The sequence below is a fragment of the Halomonas koreensis genome (genome assembly GCF_031451675.1).
GTDB classification, from domain to species: Bacteria; Pseudomonadota; Gammaproteobacteria; order Pseudomonadales; family Halomonadaceae; genus Halomonas; species Halomonas koreensis.
The window spans coordinates 162,368-182,026 of record NZ_JARWAK010000003.1 but is presented as its reverse complement, the minus strand read 5'-3'; the positions used below and the strand labels follow the sequence as shown (position 1 = coordinate 182,026).

General features: G+C 68.8%; 16 protein-coding genes. 5 read left to right on the top strand and 11 right to left on the bottom strand.

All coding sequences use genetic code 11. The annotated features are described in order from the left end of the window. Positions 1–63 precede the first annotated feature (63 nt). From QC818_RS05215 to QC818_RS05205, 3 genes are all read right to left on the bottom strand, one after another. Complete coding sequence (locus QC818_RS05215; protein ID WP_309651787.1) at positions 64–1,209, bottom strand: glycine cleavage T C-terminal barrel domain-containing protein; 1,146 nt, start codon at positions 1,207–1,209, stop codon at positions 64–66. 590 nt (positions 1,210–1,799) lie between these two features. Further along, positions 1,800–2,291 (bottom strand): Lrp/AsnC family transcriptional regulator, encoded by a 492-nt coding sequence (locus QC818_RS05210; RefSeq protein WP_309651786.1) that lies wholly within the window; start codon positions 2,289–2,291, stop codon positions 1,800–1,802. 553 nt (positions 2,292–2,844) lie between these two features. Next, the gene (locus QC818_RS05205; protein WP_309651785.1) at positions 2,845–4,266 is read right to left on the bottom strand and encodes a dihydrolipoyl dehydrogenase; all 1,422 of its coding nucleotides are present in this window, start codon (positions 4,264–4,266) and stop codon (positions 2,845–2,847) included. 291 nt (positions 4,267–4,557) lie between these two features. Here QC818_RS05205 and QC818_RS05200 point away from each other — a divergent pair, with 291 nt between their 5' ends. The 4 genes from QC818_RS05200 (at position 4,558) to QC818_RS05185 (ending at position 8,903) form a co-directional block, all read left to right on the top strand. Beyond that, positions 4,558–5,007, top strand: a complete 450-nt coding sequence (locus QC818_RS05200; protein WP_309651784.1) for an OsmC family protein — start codon at positions 4,558–4,560, stop codon at positions 5,005–5,007. A gap of 26 nt (positions 5,008–5,033) precedes the next feature. Further along, complete coding sequence (locus QC818_RS05195; protein ID WP_309651783.1) at positions 5,034–5,834, top strand: enoyl-CoA hydratase; 801 nt, start codon at positions 5,034–5,036, stop codon at positions 5,832–5,834. A gap of 322 nt (positions 5,835–6,156) precedes the next feature. Further along, positions 6,157–7,797: an acyl-CoA synthetase gene (locus tag QC818_RS05190; RefSeq protein ID WP_309651782.1), complete on the top strand. Its 1,641-nt coding sequence runs from the start codon at positions 6,157–6,159 to the stop codon at positions 7,795–7,797. A gap of 131 nt (positions 7,798–7,928) precedes the next feature. Beyond that, positions 7,929–8,903 (top strand): LysR family transcriptional regulator, encoded by a 975-nt coding sequence (locus QC818_RS05185; protein WP_309651781.1) that lies wholly within the window; start codon positions 7,929–7,931, stop codon positions 8,901–8,903. Between the two features lie 61 nt (positions 8,904–8,964). Here QC818_RS05185 and QC818_RS05180 read toward each other — a convergent pair whose 3' ends face one another. The 8 genes from QC818_RS05180 to QC818_RS05145 all read right to left on the bottom strand — a co-directional run bounded on the left by QC818_RS05180 (position 8,965) and on the right by QC818_RS05145 (position 18,637). Continuing rightward, positions 8,965–9,867 carry a hydroxymethylglutaryl-CoA lyase gene (locus QC818_RS05180; RefSeq protein WP_309651780.1) on the bottom strand — a complete coding sequence of 301 codons (903 nt, stop codon included), beginning with the start codon at positions 9,865–9,867 and terminating at the stop codon, positions 8,965–8,967. Between the two features lie 354 nt (positions 9,868–10,221). Then, on the bottom strand, positions 10,222–12,273 hold the full coding sequence (locus tag QC818_RS05175; protein ID WP_309651779.1) for an acetyl/propionyl/methylcrotonyl-CoA carboxylase subunit alpha: 2,052 nt from the start codon (positions 12,271–12,273) through the stop codon (positions 10,222–10,224). Beyond that, complete coding sequence (locus QC818_RS05170) at positions 12,270–13,100, bottom strand: enoyl-CoA hydratase-related protein (protein ID WP_309651778.1); 831 nt, start codon at positions 13,098–13,100, stop codon at positions 12,270–12,272. The genes QC818_RS05175 and QC818_RS05170 overlap by 4 nt, the downstream gene beginning before the upstream one ends. 142 nt (positions 13,101–13,242) lie before the next feature. Further along, the gene (locus QC818_RS05165; protein ID WP_309651777.1) at positions 13,243–14,850 is read right to left on the bottom strand and encodes a carboxyl transferase domain-containing protein; all 1,608 of its coding nucleotides are present in this window, start codon (positions 14,848–14,850) and stop codon (positions 13,243–13,245) included. A gap of 153 nt (positions 14,851–15,003) precedes the next feature. Then, positions 15,004–16,173: an isovaleryl-CoA dehydrogenase gene (locus tag QC818_RS05160; RefSeq protein ID WP_309651910.1), complete on the bottom strand. Its 1,170-nt coding sequence runs from the start codon at positions 16,171–16,173 to the stop codon at positions 15,004–15,006. 177 nt (positions 16,174–16,350) lie between these two features. After that, on the bottom strand, positions 16,351–17,190 hold the full coding sequence (locus QC818_RS05155; RefSeq protein WP_309651776.1) for an ABC transporter substrate-binding protein: 840 nt from the start codon (positions 17,188–17,190) through the stop codon (positions 16,351–16,353). Between the two features lie 20 nt (positions 17,191–17,210). Further along, positions 17,211–17,939 (bottom strand): energy-coupling factor ABC transporter ATP-binding protein, encoded by a 729-nt coding sequence (locus QC818_RS05150; RefSeq protein ID WP_309651775.1) that lies wholly within the window; start codon positions 17,937–17,939, stop codon positions 17,211–17,213. Continuing rightward, complete coding sequence (locus QC818_RS05145; protein WP_309651774.1) at positions 17,936–18,637, bottom strand: ABC transporter permease; 702 nt, start codon at positions 18,635–18,637, stop codon at positions 17,936–17,938. The genes QC818_RS05150 and QC818_RS05145 overlap by 4 nt, the downstream gene beginning before the upstream one ends. A gap of 122 nt (positions 18,638–18,759) precedes the next feature. On the opposite strand from QC818_RS05145, the gene QC818_RS05140 reads away from it, so the two are divergent. Continuing rightward, on the top strand, positions 18,760–19,647 hold the full coding sequence (locus QC818_RS05140; protein ID WP_309651773.1) for a helix-turn-helix transcriptional regulator: 888 nt from the start codon (positions 18,760–18,762) through the stop codon (positions 19,645–19,647). The last annotated feature ends 12 nt before the right edge of the window (positions 19,648–19,659 follow it).

The following is a 19,659-nucleotide window of genomic DNA, read 5'->3' as shown; positions in this document are numbered from 1 at the left end:
TCGCGATCATGCCGCGAATGCCTCGACCGGCGATCCCGAGCCATCATGGTCGAAGTCCGGCGTTCAAGCGGATGCCGCGATCTTCTTCCTGGGATCGAAGAACGGCTTGTCGATCACCACGGCCCTCGCCGGGCCCGACAGGGTCTGCACGTCCAGCTCGGTGCCGAGCGCCGAGTGCTCGACGGCCACCATGGCCAGGGCGATGTTGCGCTCCAGGCGGGGGGAATAGACCGCAGAGGTCACCTTGCCGACGGTTTCGCCCTGATGACTCAGCGGCCAGAAGGAGGTGTTCGGCCCCTTGAGGGGCGCTCCCTCGATGCGCAGGCCGACCTGCTTGCGGCTCACGCCGTTGTCACGGATGCGCTGCAGCGCGGCCTTGCCGATGAAGTCGGCCTCCATGTCCGGGTTCACCAGTCGATCCATCCCCAGCTCGTAGGGATTGGTCCCCATGTCCGCATCGGCGTGATAGGAGAGCATGCCGCCCTCGATGCGCCGGATGGCGGAGGTATGGCCGGGCTTCAGGCCGAAGGGCAGGCCTGCCGCCATGATCGTCTCCCACAGCTCGTCGCCGCGGGTGCCGTCCTGGAGGTAGAGCTCATAGCCCAGCTCGCTCGACCAGCCGGTACGCGAGACGATCAGTGGGATGCCGTTGAGCTCGAGCTCGCGAAGCCAGTAGTAGCGCAGGTCCATGATGTCGTCACCGAACAGCGTCTTCATGATCTCGCCGGATTGCGGACCTTGCAGCTGCAGGGGGGAGACATCGGGTTCGCGAATGGTGACGTCGAGTTCCGAGTTGATCGCCACCCCCTGTGCCCACAGCAGGATGTCGCTGTCGGCCAGGGAGATCCAGAAATGGTTCTCCGCCAGGCGCAGCAGGATGGGATCATTGAGGATGCCACCGTCGGCATTGGTGATCAGGATGTACTTGCACTGTCCGACGGCCATTTCGGACAGATCGCGCGGGGTCAGGCGCTGCACGAAGGTCGCCGCATCCGGCCCCGTGATCTCCACCTGGCGCTCGGCGGCGACATCGCAGAGGATCGCCTCGTTCACGAGGTTCCAGAAGTTCTGCTCCGGATCTCCGAACTCGCGCGGGATATACATGTGGTTGTAGACCGAGAAGGCCGTTGCGCCCCAGCGTACTGTCGCGTCGAAGTAGGGAGACTTGCGGATCTGGGTGCCGAAACCAAACTCAGCCTTTTGTTCCATGGGGACTACATTGCTGGGCGAGACGCTAGTCATGCTGATCACCTTTGTTGTGATATTGGGTTCATTGCGCGGCGCGAACTCACGTATTCGGCACGGCTCACTATAGCCCCCCGGAACCTCGAAACGCGGCCTAAAAGCACGGCAAAACTGGAATGAACGGGCCAATTATGGGCGTTGCGCAGACCGTTTGGTCCGGCGCCGGCGCAGGCCTGCCGCGTGCCCCGTGGAGCCGTCTCTCGCGACCCGTGGTCACCGGCAGCGAGCAGGCGAGGGCAGCCCGGGTGCACCGCTAGCCGCGCCGCGCCAGGCCGTGGCTGGCAGGCGCCTCCCGACAGGCCGGCGCCGGGCCGCCGAGGCGCGAACTGGCCCTCGGCCAGGCGCAGGACGACATCTCAGCGGCGCCGCTCAGGGGGCCGAGGTCGCGGGGAGGGCGGGCAGGCCGTGGTGGCCCGCGCGTGGGGACGAGGCTTCGAGGCCGGTGGCGCCGGGGCCTGCCGCCTCGCATGGGAGGTCCGCGGGAGCGTATCGAGGGCCGGCCGGAGCGGTGGCCCGTAGGCGCCAGCCGGCCGTGCCCCGAATCAGCCCGCTGCTCACCTATCCGGGTCGGTGAGCAGGTTGGCGAGATTGACTTGCGTCGACTTGATCTCCCGGGTGGCGATGTACGTCATGTAGCGTTCGATCCCCAGCTCCGCCGAGAGCAAGCGGTCCATGACGCCCTGAAAGGCGGAAAGGCTGGGGGTGACGACCTTCAGGACGTAGTCCATGCCACCTCCGGTCGTCAGGCATTCGACGATCTCGTCGACTCGACCGATATAGTCCTCGAAACGCTCGAAGTTCGCCTTGCGATGCCCGGCGAGGGAAACGGTGACCATCACCGTGGTGGCATTCGCTATCTTGTCGAGCGCGATATCCGCGTGATACCCGCGTATCAGGCCGGCTTCCTTTAACCGGGTGAAGCGAATCCAGCATGGCGTCGGCGACAGGTTGACCAGTTCCGAGAGCTTGGTCTTGCTGAGCTGGCCGTGCTGCTGAAGCGCGCGAAGAATGCGGATATCGGCCGCATCGATAGCAATCTTCCTCATGTTTTCTCGGCCTTCATTGTCATTCCGTAAAGGTGTGACTGATCCAGGAGTGAGGTGCAACGTTTCCGGGGGATATATGGGGCGTCCGGCGGTCACGGCACAGCAGAGGTCGCGCTGGGACACCCGGGAAGCGCTGATGGGTTGCCGCACGGGATATCCCGGCGCCGGGCGGCGCGCCCCGGTGTCGCCATGACGTCGGCGTCAGCGCTTGCCGAGTTAAGAATAGAATACGCGCAACCTGTCAGGAGCGAGCCGCGGGGCATCCGTGGCCGGCTTGCGAAACGCTCCGGCATGGGGGGAGGCCGGCCATGGACGCCCGCCGAAGGCGCTGCGACCGGTGGGCTCAAGGCGAACGCCCATCATCATGGCGGGGAAGCGTAAAGCGGGGCCCCTGGGTGAGGCGCCCGGCCCGGAGGCGCCATGCTGCTCCGGGGCGGGGGCAGGGTGCGACACGGCGGACATCACCGCTCGATCCTCGCCTTGACGAAGGGCCGAGGCGTTCGACGGTCGGCCCAGGCGACAGGCGCCTCTATCGCGGAGGAGGGGCGACCCACTAGGCCGACGATGCCAGGGCCGCCGGGCCCGTGGCGTGGTGCCGGCGCTTCTTCTGGGCGTCGATCAGCACATCTCTGAGCAGCTCCTCGGCACTGGGGTGGTAGATCGGCATGTCCAGCACCTGCTCCGCCGTCATGCCGTGCGTGATGGCCAGGGCCAGCAGGTGGGCCAGGTGCTCGGCCTGGTAGCCCAGCAGCTCGGCGCCCAGGATGACGCCGGAGCGCGCGTCCAGGTAGATCTGCATGTGGCCTTGCACCTTGTTCCAGACCACATGGCGGGGGCTGGCGAACGGCAGTTCACCGATGACGATCTCCCGGCCTTGGAGTTGCTGGAAGCTCTGGCCGATGACGGCGATCTGCGGGTCGGTGAAGAACACCATCAATGGGGGGCGACGCGCGGTCGGCGTCGGGTCCGGGTAATGCAGCGCATTGTCGGCGGCGATGCGTCCCTCGTCGTAGGCCTCGTGCCACACCGGCAGGTCATCGGTGGCATCTCCGGCGATGAAGAGGGGCAGGTTGCCGCAGCGCATGGTGTGCGGGTCGAAGCGCACCGCACCGGATTCGGTGACGTCGACGCCGGCATGCTCCAGCCCCAGGCGGTCCAGGTTGGACACCCGGCCCGTGGCGACCAGGATCCTGTCGAACGCCTGGGTGACCCGCTGGCCATTCGCCTGCTCATACTCGATCCAGGCGCCTTCGCCGTCCTCCCAGGTGCGCAGCACCTGGCCGCTGGGGTGGATCTCCAGCTCGTCGGCGAGGACATCGAGCGCCTGGCGCTGCATGGTCGGGTGGGTGAGGGCATTGATCTTGCCCGAGCGGCCGTAGAGGGTCGTGTCGACGCCCAGCCGATGCAGGGCCTGGCCCAGCTCCAGCGCGATGACGCCCATGCCGATCACGGCGATCGAGCGGGGCAGGTCCTCCAGCTCGAAAATCGTGTCGCTGGTGAGCACGCGGGACATCACCGGGGCGAACACCTCGTCGATCGCGGGCCGGGAGCCGCAGGCGAGGATGATCTTCTCCGCCGTGACCTCGACCGATTCGCCCACCCTCAGGCGCCCCGGCCCGACGAACCGGGCGCGCCCCTCCAGCTTGTGGTGTGCCGGGATCTTGTCGACGTAGTCGAGATTGCGGGCGACGAAGCGGTGATCCCGCTCTCGGCGCAGGCGTTCCAGGACCCGGCGGCCCTCCACCTGGCCCGAGGCGGGCACCCCGAAGAAGTCGCTGGTGTGCAGGTCGTGGGCGTGATCGGCGGCGGTGATCAGCAGCTTGCTGGGCATGCAGCCGACCCTGGCGCAGGTGGTGCCGTAGGGACCGTCCTGGATCATCACCAGGCTGTCGGTCTGGCGGCTGATCCTCGAATAGGCGCCCAGGCCGCTGGTGCCCGCACCGATGATCGCGTATTCCACCTTCATGGTCTTCATGCTCACTCCCCCCCAGTCCCCATGATCTCTCGACCCATGCAGGCTATCCGGGGGCATTCGAGGGGGTAAAGTGACCCTTCCTAAGCGTTTGGCTTATTTTTCTTCATTCATGGCTTGGGCTTCGCGTGCGAGCGCATCGTCACAACCCCTCCGTTATGGGGGCCGGTGGCGATCGCCGACCATGCAGGCTCACTTTCACGTTAGCCATGTTAACCCTTCTGGTTAGCAATCGTCGTTTTACGGGTGTCGCTCGGGTCGCATAGCCTGCGGACATCTTCAGGAGGTGTGTCCATGTCAGTCCATCAGTCCGCCATCCGTTGGCAGCGTGCCCCCCACGAAAGCGATCCCGGTACCTACTCGCGCAATCATCGCGTGACGTTGAACGGCGGCCAGCAGGTCGACGTCTCCGCGTCGGTCGAGTTCAAGGGCGATCCAGGCTGTGCCGACCCGGAACAAATGCTGGTCAGTGCGGTGTCAAGCTGTCATATGCTGTTCTTCCTGGCCATCGCCGACTTCCAGGGCTATCGGGTCGACTCCTATGAGGACGATCCGGTCGCCTACCTGGAGCGCAATGCGGCGAAGGGGATGGAGGTGACGCGTATCGAGCTGTCGCCGCGCATCACCTTCGGAGGCGATAACGTGCCGGATCCGAAGGCCATATCCCGGATGCATGCCGGTGCCCACAGGAACTGTTTCATCCGCAACTCGATCACCGCCGAGGTGACGATCCATCACCTTTAATCAGCCACGTCTGTCGGGAGGCATTCATGAGTCTCAGTCACGCTAAGGACGACATCCTGCTCAGGGAAGACAAGGACGGCGCCGTCTATCTCACCCTGAATCGTCCGGACAAGTTCAACACCCTGTCCGACGCGATGCTGGCCGCGTTGCAGGAAGAGCTTGATGCGATCGCTGCCGACCCGGCCGTCCGCTGTGTGGTGATCGGCGGCAAAGGGCGGGGATTCTGCGCCGGTCACGACCTCAAGGAAATGCGTACCAATCCCGACCGGGGCTACTACCAGGCGCTGTTCCGCCGCTGCGGCCGGGTGATGCAGAGCATCGTCGAGCTGCCGGTCCCGGTCATCGCCCGGGTCCAGGGCATGGCCACGGCGGCGGGCTGCCAACTGGTGGCCAGCTGCGATCTGGCCATCGCCGGCCGCTCGGCCAGCTTCGCGGTGTCGGGCATCAACGTGGGGCTGTTCTGCTCGACCCCGGCCGTCGCGCTGTCCCGCAGCATCGCGCCCAAGCGGGCGTTCGACATGCTGGTGTCGGGCGATTTCATCGATGCGGATACGGCCCTGGAGTGGGGGCTGCTGAGCGGCGTCGCCGAGGACGACGACCTGGACGCCGCCGTGGCGGACAAGGTGGAGCAGATCCTCGGCAAGAGCCCGGCGGCGGTGCGCTTCGGCAAGTCCATGTTCCATCCCCAGCGTCAGATGGCCCTGGCCGATGCCTATGAGTTTGCCGGCAATGTGATGGCCGACAACATGATGAACCCCGATGCCGGCGAGGGGATCGATGCCTTTCTTGGCAAGCGTAGGCCCGTCTGGGAGCAGCCGGGTCACTAGGGAAACGCTGATTTATTGCTGCGCTCGATATCTTGGCCGCCGGCGGTACTCGGAATCCTCATGTAGCAGGCTACACTCCGGTTCCTGCGCTCCGGCGGCGGCCAACCTCTCTTCGCTCGCAACATAAATCTGTCGTCCCTAGGCAATGCCTGAACAGTGCCTGCGCTCGTCGACCTTGTAGACGGCGCCCCGTACCGCGGCGTGCATTCGATGACCGTCGAGAGGCGTGGCGACGGCTGGACATTCAATGGCTCGTACCGCCGTGGTGGCGGTTGCAAGGCCGGGTTATGAACCCTTCCCTACGATAAAAGGGGGTTGATCCATGAACGATATCTGCCATTTCAATGAGGCGCTCGAGAAGAACGCGGCGAATCATGTGGCGCTGTCCCCCTTGAGCTTCATCAAACGGGCCGCCGCCGTGTATCCCGACCGCACCGCGCTGATCTACGGCGAGACGCGCTACAGCTGGCGGCAGACCTATGACCGCTGTCGTCGGCTGGCCTCCCTGTTGCGGCACTTCGGCATCTCCCGGGGCGACACCGTGGCCGTCATGTTGCCGAACGTGCCGGCCATGTACGAGACCCACTTCGGCGTGCCCATGGTGGGAGCGGTGCTGAATGCGATCAACGTTCGCCTGGATGCGGAAGCGGTGGCCTTCATCCTCGATCACAGCCGCTCACGGCTGCTGCTGGTCGATCCCGAGTACGCGGACGTGGTCGACAAGGCCCTGGCCCGACTGGAGGGGCCGGCGCCGCGGGTGATCAACGTCTCCGACCCGAGCCAGGGGGCGGAACGCTTCCTCGGAGACCTGGAGTACGAGGCGTTGCTGGCCGAGCAGCCGGCGCTGGACGACTGGCAGCCGCCGGCCGACGAGTGGGATGCGATCGCGCTGGGCTATACCTCCGGCACCACCGGCAACCCGAAGGGCGTCGTCACCCACCACCGCGGCGCCTACCTGAATGCGGTCAGCAACGTGCTGTCCTGGACGCTGCCCGCCGAGGTGGTCTATCTCTGGACGCTGCCGATGTTTCACTGCAACGGCTGGTGCTTCCCGTGGACCCTGGCGGCGATCGGCGGGACCAGCGTCTGCCTGCGCCGGGTCGATCCGGCGCTGATCCTGGACTTGATCCGGCGGCACCGGGTCAGCCACTACTGTGGCGCGCCCGTCGTCCACTCGATGATCGCCGACGCCGCCGTGGCGGCACAGGAGCCGATCGATCACCCCGTGTCGGGGCTGATCGCCGGCGCGGCGCCCCCGGCATCGGTGCTGGCGCGGATGGAGACCCTCGGCATCGAGCTGACCCACGTCTACGGCCTGACCGAGACCTATGGCCCGGCGTCGGTGTGCGCCAAACAGGCGGGCTGGGATGAGCGCCCCCTGGAGGAGCGGGTCCGGCTCAACGGGCGCCAGGGGGTGGCCTACCCCTTGCAGGAATGCATGACGGTGTTGGACCCGGCCACCATGGAGCCCGTCCCGGCCGACGGCGAGACGGTGGGCGAGATCATGTTCCGGGGCAACATCGTCATGAAGGGCTACCTGCGCAACGAGGCCGCCACCCGGGAAGCCTTTGCCGGTGGCTGGTTTCACTCCGGTGATCTTGGCGTGGTGGAAGCGGACGGCTACATCAAGATCCGCGACCGGCTCAAGGACGTGATCATCTCGGGCGGGGAGAACATCTCCTCCCTGGAAGTCGAGGAGGTCATCCAGCGCCACGGCGACGTCGAGCTGGCCGCGGTGGTGGCGATGGCGGACGAGAAGTGGGGGGAGGTGCCCGCGGCCTTCGTCCAGCTGCGTCCCGGCAGCGAGTTGAGCGAGGAGGCGTTGATCCGCTTCTGCCGGGAGAACATCAGCCGCTTCAAGGCCCCCAAGAAGGTGATCTTCACCCAACTGCCGACCACCTCGACCGGGAAGATCCAGAAGTTCCAGTTGCGCCGGCAGCTCGAGAATCGCCTGCCGGCCTGAGGGCGCGGCGACAGGAGGGGATGGCCAGGTGGCGGGCGGTATGGCGTTCGCCTCGGCAACGATTATAGTGACCCTTCATCGGGTCGCTCGGTCGGGCCGGTGGCCAACGCCACTCTCAGCGAGTATGGGTCATGTCACGACTTCCCCCCTTGATCGCCCTGTCCTATTTCGAGGTCGCCGCGCGCACCAGGAGCTTCGCCGCGGCGGCCAAGGAGCTCAATGTCACGCCGGCGGCGATCAGCCATCAGATCAAGGCGCTCGAGGAGTATCTCGGCGTCGACCTGTTCGTCCGCCACCACCGACGGGTCAGCCTGACCCCGGCCGCCCGCGGGGCCCTGCCGGAGCTGCATGAGGGCTTCCAGACCCTGGGGCGGGCGGTGGACAAGATCCGCTCCTATGGCGAGGAACGCCTGGTCGTCACGGTGTGCGCCGAACCGCTGTTCGCCACCAAGTGGATCGTGCCGCGCCTGCACCGCTTCTACGCTCGTTGCCCCGACGCCGAGGTGAGGCTGCAGGCGAGCCTGCACACGGTGGATCGTGCCCGGGAGAGCGCCCTGGGGGTGGCCGATCTCAAGCGGGCCGGCATCGATGTCTCGGTGCGTCTCGGCTACGGCAACTACCCGGACCTAGCGCCTCGCCGGCTGCTGAGCCTGGACCTGGTGCCGCTTGGCGCCCCGGAGCTGGCCTCCACCGTGGACGGCATCGAGACCCTGAGGGAGTTGCCGCTGCTGTGCGACGGCACCCTGACCCGCGTGAACGAGCCCTACGGCTGGCAGGAGTGGTTTCGGCAGCAGGGATGCGACGTCGGCGCGCTGCGCGAGCTGCGTTTCGGCAACGGGTTGCTGGCGCTGGAGGCGGCCATCGCCGGCCAGGGCGCCCTGCTCGGTAGCCGGGACCTCCACCAGGCCGAGCTGGCCGCCGGCAAGCTGGTGGTGCTGGACGACCGTCCGCTGAACTGCGATCAGGCCTACTACGTGGTGAGCGCGGGGGAAGGCCTGGAGCGACCCATCGCGCGACAGTTCCGCGAATGGTTGCTGGAAGAGGCCGGCCTGCTGGACGAAGAAGAGATCACTACCTCACCTGTCGACCTCTCGGACAACGCCTGAGAACGCCGCCGATGCCGTCCGCTGGCAAGCCATGGATGGCATCGGCGGTTTCAAGGCCGGGTCATCCCTTGGCGGCCAGCGCCACGCCGACCTTGGAGCGGTTGGGCCGGCCGATGGCCTGGGTGATCCAGCCGCCGGTCGCGGCGAGCTTGTCCAGGTCGATGCCGGTGTCGATGCCGAGCCCGTCGAGCAGGTAGACGACGTCTTCGCTGGCCACGTTGCCGGAAGCCCCTTTCGCATACGGGCAGCCGCCGAGCCCGGCCACGGAACTGTCGACCACCGCCACGCCTTCCTCGAGCACCGCGTAGAGGTTGGCCAGTGCCTGGCCGTAGGTGTCGTGGAAGTGGGCGGCGAGCCGGGCCAAGGGCACGTCCTTGGCCACGGCCTCCAGCATGCGCTTGGCCTTGAGCGGGGTGCCGGTGCCGATGGTGTCGCCCAGCGAGATCTCGTAGCAGCCCATGTCATGCAGGGCCTTGGACACCTCGGCGACCTTGGCGGGGGCGATCTCGCCCTCGTAGGGGCAGCCGAGCACGCAGGAGACGTAGCCGCGTACCCGGACGCCGGCCTCCCGGGCGCGTTCGAGCACCGGGGCGAAGCGCTCCAGGGACTCGGCGATCGAGCAGTTGATGTTCTTCCGGGAGAAGGACTCGGAGGCGGCGCCGAACACCGCGACCTCCTCGACGCCGCATTCCAGCGCGGCCTCCAGGCCCTTGAGGTTGGGGGTCAGCGCCGAGTAGACGATGCCCTCGCGGCGCTCGAGGCCGGTCATCACCTCGCGGTGGTCGGCCATCTGCGGCACCCACTTGGGCGAGACGAAGCTGGCCGCCTCGATATGGGCGAGCCCCGCCGCGCCCAGGCGGTCGATCAGTTCCAGCTTGGTCTCGGTGCCGATCGCCTCGGGCTCGTTCTGCAGCCCGTCGCGGGGGCCGACCTCGACCAGGCGGACGGAGTTGGGGAATGTCATAGGTTGTCTCCTTGTAGGAGCGCTGCTTGCAGCGCGATCCGCCGCGTGAGCGGCGGCGGCTTTGGCGCTTTGGTGGGATATCCTGGGCGCCTGGCGGCGCCATTCGCGCAGCAAGCTGCGCTCCCACGAAAACCTTGGTGCCTCAGGGTAGGTCGGCTAAGCGAGCCTGCGAACGCACCCGACGAGTGCTGCGAGGGGTGAGGCGCGAGGGGCAAGGAAACCCCTTGGCTCACTCCTTTGGCACCATCATCCTGTCTGCCGAACCTCGAACCTCGAACCTCGAACCTCGAACCTCGAACCTCGAACCTCGAACCTCGAACCTCGAACCTCGAACCTCGAACCTCGAACCTGCCCCTATTCGTCCGCGGCGAACTCCAGCAGCACGTCGCCCTGGCCCACGGTGTCGCCGGCGGCGAAGTGGAAGCTCTCGACGTGGCCGTCGGCGGGGGCGGTCATGGTGTGCTCCATCTTCATCGCCTCCATGACCATCAGCGGCATGCCCTTCTCCACCCGGGCGCCGGCCTCCACCAGCAGCGCCACCACGGTGCCGTGCATGGGCGCGGTGAGGGTGGACTCGGCCTCGTGGTGGCCGTGGTCGATGGCGTCGATGCGCCGCCAGAACAGCCGGGTCTCCCGCTGCGGGTCGACCATCACCACCACGTGGCCGTCGCGGCGTGCCTGCAGGCGGCGGCGGTGGCCGTCCAGGGTCACCGCCACGGCGTCGCCCTCCAGCGGCGCCAGGGTGGCGGCGAAGGTCCTGCCGTCCAGGGTCAGCTGCCAGGGCGAATCCTCGTGCTCGCGCCGGCCCTCGACCACGGTCACGGTCTCGGCGTCATCCTCGTCCTGGGCATGGGCCGGATCGCACAGGGCGATGCGGATGGTGTGGGGCGCATTGAGGCGGAAGCCGTCGTGGCGATCCCAGGGGGAGGCGCTCTCGCACTCCCGGGCCAGCTGGTGCAGGCCGATCAGGGCCGCGGCGGCGAATGCCTCGGGCTCGTGCCGGCGCTCGGCGAACAGGGTCGTCTCGTTGCGTTCGATGAAGCGCGTGTCGAGATCGGCGTCGCGGAAGGCCGGGTGAGTGGCCAGGCGCTGCAGGAAGCCGCGGTTGGTGACCACGCCGCGCACGTCCAGGGCGGCCAGGGCCCGGTTGAGGGTGGCGAGCGCCTGGGCGCGATCGTCGGCGTGGACGATCAGCTTGGCCAGCATGGGGTCGTAGTGCATGGAGACGGCGTCGCCGGTCTCCACGCCGCTGTCCAGGCGCACCCGCTCCGGGTCCAGGCCGGCGCCGGCCAGGTCCATGGCGAAGCGGGTCAGGGTGCCGGTGGCGGGCAGGAAGTCCTGCTCCGGGTCCTCGGCGTAGAGCCGCGCCTCGAAGCTGTGGCCGGTGATGGTCAGCTGGTCCTGGGCCAGCGGCAGGCGCTCGCCCATGGCCACCCGCAGCTGCCACTCCACCAGGTCCTGGCCGGTGATCATCTCGGTGACCGGGTGCTCCACCTGGAGGCGGGTGTTCATCTCCATGAAGTAGAAGGACCCGTCGACGTCGAGCAGGAACTCGACGGTGCCGGCGCCGACGTAGCCGATCTCCTTGGCGGCGCGCACGGCGGCCTCGCCCATCTCGCGGCGCAGTTCCTCGGTCATGCCGGGGGCAGGGGCCTCCTCGAGGACCTTCTGGTGGCGGCGCTGCACGCTGCAGTCGCGCTCGAACAGGTAGACGCCGTCGCCATGGCCATCGCAGAACACCTGGACCTCGACGTGGCGCGGCTGGACCAGGTACTTCTCGATCAGCATGCGGTCGTCATTGAAGGCGGCCTGGGACTCGCGGCGGCAGCCGTCCAGGGCGGCCTGGAAGGCCTCGCCGGACTCCACCACCCGCATGCCCTTGCCGCCACCGCCGGCGCTGGCCTTGAGCAGCACCGGGTAGCCGATGCGCTCGGCCTCGTCGCGCAGCAGGGCGTCGTCCTGTGCCTCGCCGTGGTAGCCGGGCACCAGCGGCACCCCGGCGTCATGCATGCGCGCCTTGGCGGCGGACTTGTCGCCCATGGCGGCGATGGCCGAGGCGGGCGGGCCGACGAAGGTGATGCCGGCGGCGTCCAGGGCCTCGACGAAGGGACCATTCTCGGACAGGAAGCCGTAGCCGGGGTGGATGGCGCCGGCGCCGGTGCGCCGGGCGGCCTCGACCACCGCCTCGACGTTGAGGTAGCTCTCCCGGGCGGCGGCCGGGCCCAGGCGCACGGCCTCGTCGGCCTCGCGCACGTGGCGGGCGTTGGCGTCGGCGTCGGAGTAGACCGCCACGGTGCGCAGGCCCATGCGGCGGGCGGTGCGCATCACGCGGCAGGCGATCTCGCCGCGGTTGGCCACCAGCAGGGTGTCGAAGCGCTGGGCGTTGGGGGTGTTCGTCTGGGTCATTTACGGCGCTCCGTGTTCGATGAGGAGTCGGGGGCCCAGGCGGGGCGACGTTTCTCGAAGAAGCTGGCCAGGCCTTCCTGGCCCTCGTGGCTCACCCTCAGCTCGCTGATGATGCGGCAGGTGTGGTCGCGGGTGGCGTTGCTGTCGGGCTCCCGGGCGACCTCGGCGAGCAGCGCCTTGGTGGCGCGGCTGGCCTGGGGCGAGGTGCCGAGCAGGGTCTCGACCATGGCGTCCACCGCCTCGTCGAGGGCATCGGGCTCCACCACCCGGTGGACCAGGTCCAGCCGTTCGGCGGTGGCGGCGTCCATGACCTCGGCGGTCAGCGCGTAGCGGCGCATCTGGCGCTCGCCGAGGGCCCGCTGCACGTAGGGGCTGATCACCGCCGGCGAGAGGCCGATGCGGACCTCGGAGAGGCAGAACCTGGCCTTCTCCGAGGCGATCACCACGTCGCAGCAGGCCGCCAGGCCCACGGCGCCGCCGAAGGTGGCGCCCTGCACGCGGCAGACGGTGGGGCAGGGCAGGGTGTCCAGGCCGTGCATCAGCGCCGAGAGCTCGCGGGAGTCCGCGAGGTTGTCCTCGAAGTCGTAGTCGACCATGCGCTTCATCCAGTTCAGGTCGGCCCCGGCGGAGAAGCTCTTGCCCTCCGAGCCCAGCACCAGCAAGCGCACCTCGCCACGGTGGGCCAGCTCGCCGAGCCGCTGCAGGTGGTCGTTGAGCTCGGCGATGAGATGGTCGTCGAAGGCGTTGTGGACCTCCGGGCGCTCGAGGGTCAGCCGGGCCACGCCGCGGTCGTCGATCTCGAGTCTTGAATATGTCTGTGTCGTCATATCGGTACCCTGCATGCTTCGGGCTTCGGGCTTCGGGCTTCGGGCTTCGGGCTTCGGGCTTCGGGCTTCGGGCTTCGGGCTTCGGGCTTCGGGCTGCTCGTGGCCCGTAGCCCGATGCTCGTGGCTGGCGCGAAGCGTGGGCCTACATCCTGAACACGCCGAAGCGGGTCTCTTCCACCTCGGCATTCATGGCCGCGGCCAGGGACAGGCCCAGGATGTCGCGGGTCTGGGCCGGGTCGATGACGCCGTCGTCCCAGAGCCGTGCGCTGGCGTAGTAGGGGTGCCCCTGGTGCTCGTACTGATCGCGGGTCGGCTGCTTGAAGGCGGCCTCTTCCTCGGCCGTCCATTCGCGCCCCTCGCGCTCGATCTGCTCGCGCTTGACCTGGGCCAGCACCCCGGCGGCCTGCTCGCCGCCCATGACGGAGATCCGCGCATTGGGCCACATGAACAGCAGGTTGGGGTCGTAGGCGCGGCCGCACATGCCGTAGTTGCCGGCACCGAAGCTGCCGCCGATCAGCACCGTGAACTTGGGCACCTTGGCGCAGGCCACCGCGGTGACCAGCTTGGCGCCGTGCTTGGCGATGCCCTCGTGCTCGTACTTGGAGCCGACCATGAAGCCGGTGATGTTCTGCAGGAAGATCAGCGGGATCTTGCGCTGTGCGCAGAGCTCGATGAAGTGGGCGCCCTTGACGGCGCTCTCGGAGAACAGCACGCCGTTGTTGGCGACGATGCCCACCGGATGGCCGTGGATATGGGCGAAGCCGGTCACCAGGGTGTCGCCGTAGTAGCGCTTGAACTCGTCGAAGGCCGAGTCGTCGACGATGCGGGCGATGACCTCGCGGACCTCGAAGGGCTTCTTGAGGTCGGTGCCGACGATGCCGTAGAGCTCCTCGGGATCCAGGCGCGGCGGCTTGGGCGCCTGCATGGCCAGCTCGCCGCGCTTCTGCCAGTTGAGCCGGGCCACGCAGCGCCGGGCCAACTGCAGGGCGTGGGCGTCGTTCTCGGCGTAGTGGTCGGCCACGCCGCTCTGCTTGGCGTGGACGTCGGCGCCGCCCAGGTCCTCGGCGCTGATCGACTCGCCGGTGGCGGCCTTCACCAGCGGCGGGCCGCCCAGGAAGATGGTGCCCTGCTGCTTGACGATGATCGACTCGTCGGCCATGGCCGGCACGTAGGCGCCGCCGGCGGTGCAGGAGCCCATCACCACGGCGATCTGCGGGATGCCCTCGGCGGAGAGGGTGGCCTGGTTGTAGAAGATGCGCCCGAAGTGGTCGCGGTCGGGGAAGACCTCGTCCTGGCGGGGCAGGAAGGCGCCGCCGGAGTCCACCAGGTAGAGGCAGGGCAGGCGGTGCTTGCGGGCGATCTCCTGGGCGCGCAGGTGCTTCTTTACGGTCAGCGGGAAGTAGGTGCCGCCCTTGACGGTGGCGTCGTTGGCGACGATCACGCACTCCACGCCGGACACCCGGCCGATGCCGGTGACCACGCCGGCGGCGGGCACCGGGCTGTCGTAGACCTCATGGGCGGCCAGCGCCGAGAACTCGAGGAAGGGCGAGCCCTCGTCGAGCAGGTGGTCGATGCGGTCGCGCACGAACAGCTTGCCGCGGGACTCGTGGCGCTTGCGGGCCTTGTCGCCGCCGCCCTGGCGGATGGCGGCGGTCAGCTCGCGCAGCTGGCCGACCTCGGCGCGCATGGCCGCGTCGTTGGCCTGGAAGCCCTCGCTGCGCGGATTGATTTGGGTAGTTAGCACTGCCATGGAATATCCTCTGACGAGCTTCGAGCTTCGAGCTTCGAGCTTCGAGCTTCGAGCTTCGAGCTTCGAGCTTCGAGCTTCGAGCTTCGAGCTTCGAGCTTCGAGCTTCGAGCTTCGAGCGGCTCGTGGCCCGAAGCCCGCGGCTCGTGGCTGGGGTTACGCCGATTCGTTGAAGATCTCGCGGCCGATCAGCATGCGCCGGATCTCGCTGGTGCCGGCGCCGATCTCGTAGAGCTTGGCGTCGCGCAGCAGCCGCCCGGTGGGGTACTCGTTGATGTAGCCGTTGCCGCCCAGCAGCTGGATGGCGTCCAGGGCGACCTGGGTGGCCTTCTCGGCGCAGTAGAGGATGACGCCGGCGGCGTCCTTGCGCGAGGTCTGGCCGCGGTCGCAGCCCGCCGCCACGGCGTAGAGGTAGGCGCGGCAGGCGTTCAGGGTGGTGTACATGTCGGCCACCTTGCCCTGCACCAGCTGGAACTCGCCGATCGACTGGTTGAACTGCTTCCGCTCGTGAACGTAGGGCACCACGATGTCCATGGCGGCCTGCATGATGCCGATGGGGCCGGCGGCCAGCACGGTGCGCTCGTAGTCCAGGCCGCTCATCAGCACCTTGACGCCGCGGCCCACCTCGCCGAGCACGTTCTCCTCCGGCACCTCGCAGTCCTCGAACACCAGCTCGCAGGTGTTGGAGCCGCGCATGCCCAGCTTGTCGAGCTTCTGGGCGGTGGAGAAGCCCTTCATGCCCTTCTCGATGATAAAGGCGGTGATCCCCTTCGACCCCGCCTCGGGGTCGGTCTTGGCATAGACCACCAGCACGTCGGCATCGGGGCCGTTGGTGATCCACATCTTGTTGCCGTTGAGGATGTAGCGGTCGCCTTCCTTGCGGGCGCGCAGCTTCATGGAGACCACGTCGGAGCCGGCGCCCGGCTCGGACATGGCCAGGGCGCCGACGTGTTCGCCGCTGATCAGCTTGGGCAGGTACTTGGCCTTCTGCTCCGCGTTGGCATTGATCTTGAGCTGATTCACGCAGAGGTTGGAGTGGGCGCCGTAGGACAGGCCGACCGAGGCGCTGGCCCGGGAGATCTCTTCCATGGCGATGCAGTGGGCCAGGTAGCCCATGCCGCTGCCGCCGTCCTCCTCGGGCACGGTGATGCCGAGCAGGCCCATGTCGCCGAATTTCTGCCAGAGGTCGTTGGGGAACTCGTTGTGCTCGTCGATCTCGGCGGCACGGGGGGCGATCTCGTCGCGGGCGAAGGCGTTGACGTGATCGCGCAGCATGTTGAGCTCGTCGTCGAGACCGAAGTCGAGGGGCTTGTAGGGGGCGTGCATGGCGATCTCCCGTGTGAGTCGGTTCATGCGCCGAAGCCGGGCGCATCAGGCAGTTGGGTGGATACGGCTAGCCTAGGCCAGGTTTACGTTAACGTAAAGTGCACCCAGGGAGTCGCTCGACCAAGGTCGCACTCCGCACCGCCCGTCGGGGGCGTCGAACGAGGCGCTGGTTTCAGCCTAGTCGCGCAGGCCCCGCCCGTGTCGAGTCGCCTGGTCGGCGTTGGGGAAGAACAGCTGCTGGCCCTTGACCGTGAAGTCGGCGATGGCCCGCTGGCCCGCGTCGGAGAGCAGCCAGTCGTGCCACCGATCGGCCAGTTCGTGCCTGAGGTGGGGGTGGCGTTGCTCGGAGAGGCGCAGGCTCCCGTACTGGTTGAACAGCGTGGGATCGCCCTCGTACAGCAGCGCGAGGTTCTGGCGGTTGTCGAAGGCCACCCAGGTGGCGCGGTCGGCCATCACATAGGCGTCCATGCCGGCGGCGGTGTTGAGCGTCGGCCCCATGCCGCTGCCCAGCGCCCGGTACCAGTCCCCGCCGGGGTCGATGCCGGCGGCGTCCCACAGCCGCCGCTCGGCGCGGTGGGTGCCGCTGTCGTCGCCGCGGGAGGCGAAGGGCGCCTGCGTCTCATGGATGCGCGCCAGCGCCTGCTCGGCGCTCTCGGCACCCGCGATGCCCGCCGGGTCCTCGGCGGGGCCGATCAGCACGAAGTCGTTGTACATGACGTCGGCCCGTTCGCTGGCGTGGCCCTCGGCGACGAAGCGCCGCTCGCCCTCGGTGTCGTGGACCAGCAGGCTGTCGGCATCGCCGCGGCGGGCGAGCGCGAAGGCCTGGCCGGTGCCCACGGCGACCACCCGCACCTGGATGCCGCTGGCCTCGGTGAAGCGAGGGATGAGGGCATCGAACAGCCCCGAGTTCTGGGTGGAGGTGGTGGACGCCAGCACGATGTGCGGGGGCTCGGCCCGGGCCTGGACGCCGGCGGCGAGGCCGAGCAGGGCGGCGGCGAGGTAGACGGCGAGGCGCATGGTGAGGCTCCTTGTGTGGGCTAGTCGATCAGCTCCCCGCGCAGGAAGGCCGCCGCCTCGGGCGTGTCGGGGGCCGTGAAGAAACGCTCGGCGGGCGCGTGCTCGAGCAGGCGCCCGCCGCACAGGAAGACCACCTCGTCGGCCAGGCGGCGTGCCTGGTGCAGGTCGTGGGTGCTCATCAGGATGCGGGTGCCCCGGCGGTGGAAGTCGTCGACCGCCGCCTCCACCGCCTTGATCGCGGCGGGGTCCAGGGACGAGGTGGGCTCGTCGAGGAACAACATGCCGGGCTCCAGCAGCCAGGCCCGGGCCAGCGCCAGGCGTTGCTGCTCGCCGCCGGACAGCACCCGGGCCGGGCGCCGCGCCAGGGCCGCGAGCCCGAAGCGTGCCAGGGCCGCCCGGGCCAGGGGGCGGCGGTGGCGCCAGGGGGTGCCGGCGACCGCCAGGGCATAGAGCAGGTTGTCCAGGGCGCTGCGCTTGAGCAGCACCGGGTGCTGGAAGACCATCGCCTGGCGCGGCGCCGCCCCCTCCCAGTGCACCCGGCCCTGGCTGGGCGCGAGCAGGCCGTGGGCCAGGCGCATCAGCAGGCTCTTGCCGGCGCCGTTGGGGCCCAGCACCAGGGTCCGCCGGCAGTCCGCCAGGCGTAGCGAGACGTCCGAGAGCAGGGGCTGGCCGCGATGGACGAAGTCCACCGCCTCCAGGGCCAGGGGCGCGACCGCCGTCAGGGCGGGCGCCTGCAGCATGGTGTTCATCCGAGTCGCCTCCTCGCCGCCTCGCCGATCAGGTGGGCGCCGGCGTTGACCAGCGCCACCAGGCCCAGCAGCACGATGCCCAGCCCCAGGGCCAGGGGCAGGTCGCCCTTGCTGGTCTCCAGCACGATGGCCGTGGTCATCACCCGGGTGACGCCGTCGATGTTGCCGCCGACGATCATCACCGCCCCCACCTCGGCGCTGGCGCGCCCGAACCCCGCCAGGATGACGGTGATCAGCCCGAAGCGGGCGTCCCACAGCAGGGTGGGGATCATGCGCGGCCGCGACAGGCCCAGGGAGCGCAGCTGTTCCCGGTACTCGTCGTGGAGCGCCTCGACCTGCTGGCGGGTCAGGGCGGCGATGATCGGCAGCACCAGCATCACCTGGGCGACCACCATGGCGGTGGGCGTGAACAGCAGGCCGAGCTCGCCCAGCGGCCCGGCCCGCGACAGCAGCAGGTAGACGCTGAGGCCGGCCACCACCGGCGGCAGCCCCATCAGGGCGTTGAGCGCCACGATCAGCGCCCCGCGGCCCGGGAAGCGCCACAGGGCCAGCGCCGCGCCCAGGGGCAGCCCCAGCAGGGCGGCGATCAGCACCGCGCCGAGCGAGACCCGCAGCGACAGCGCCACGATGTCCAGCAGCGCCGGATCCCCCGCGAGGATCAGGGCGACGGCGGTGGCCAGGGCGGAATCGTGGGGCATGGCGTGCTCCGAAGCATTCACAGGCAGCATGTGCCCTGGCTACGCTGAACGCAGGGAGTGCTGAAAAATATGCAGTCATATGCATCAGAATGCCGCTGAGGCCGCGGCGCGGGGGAGCGACGATGGAGCCGGACCATGCCTACCTGACCACCGCCGAGGTGGCCGACTACCTGCGCCTCAAGCCGCGCAAGGTCTACGACCTGGCCCGCCAGGGGCAGATCCCCTGCACCCGGGCCACCGGCAAGCTGCTGTTTCCCCGCCAGAGTCTCGATCTGTGGCTGATGAGCCACCTGGAGGGCGATGCGCCCGGCGCGCGCCCGGTGCCGGCGGTGCTCGCCGGCAGCCAGGATCCGCTGCTGGAGTGGGCGCTGCGCGAGAGCGGCGCGGGCCTGGCCACCCTGTGCCATGGCAGCGGCGACGGGGTGCGTCGGCTGCTGGCGGGGGAGGCCATGGTGGCGGGGCTGCACCTCATCGACCCGTCCAGCGGGCGCTACAACCGCCCCGAGGCGCTGGGGCTGGCCGGCCTGCGCGACCTGGTGATGGTGCGCTGGGCGGTGCGTCGCCAGGGCCTGCTGCTGGCCCCGAGTAATCCCCTGGGCATCCGCGGCCTGGCGGACCTGGCTCGCCCCGGGATACGCGTCGCGCATCGCCAGGCGGGCGCCGGGGCGCGGCGCCTGCTGGACTGGCTGCTGGCGCGCGCCGGGATGTCGCCGGAGGCGCTCGGCTTCATCCCCCACCCGTCGCGCAGCGAGGACGACCTGGCGCTGGCGATCCGCCAGGGTGCGGCCGATGCCGGTCTGGGCGTGGAGGCCGCGGCCCGGCGGCAGGGACTGGCCTTCGTGGCGCTGCATGAAGAGGCCTTCGACCTGGCCCTGCGTCGACGCGGCTACTTCGAGCCGCCGATGCAGCGGCTGCTGGCCTTCGCCCGGGAACCCCGGCTCGCCGACCAGGCCGCGGCCATGGGCGGCTACGACATCCGCGAGCTGGGGCGAGTCACCCACAATGCCTGAGCCGTGGAGCGG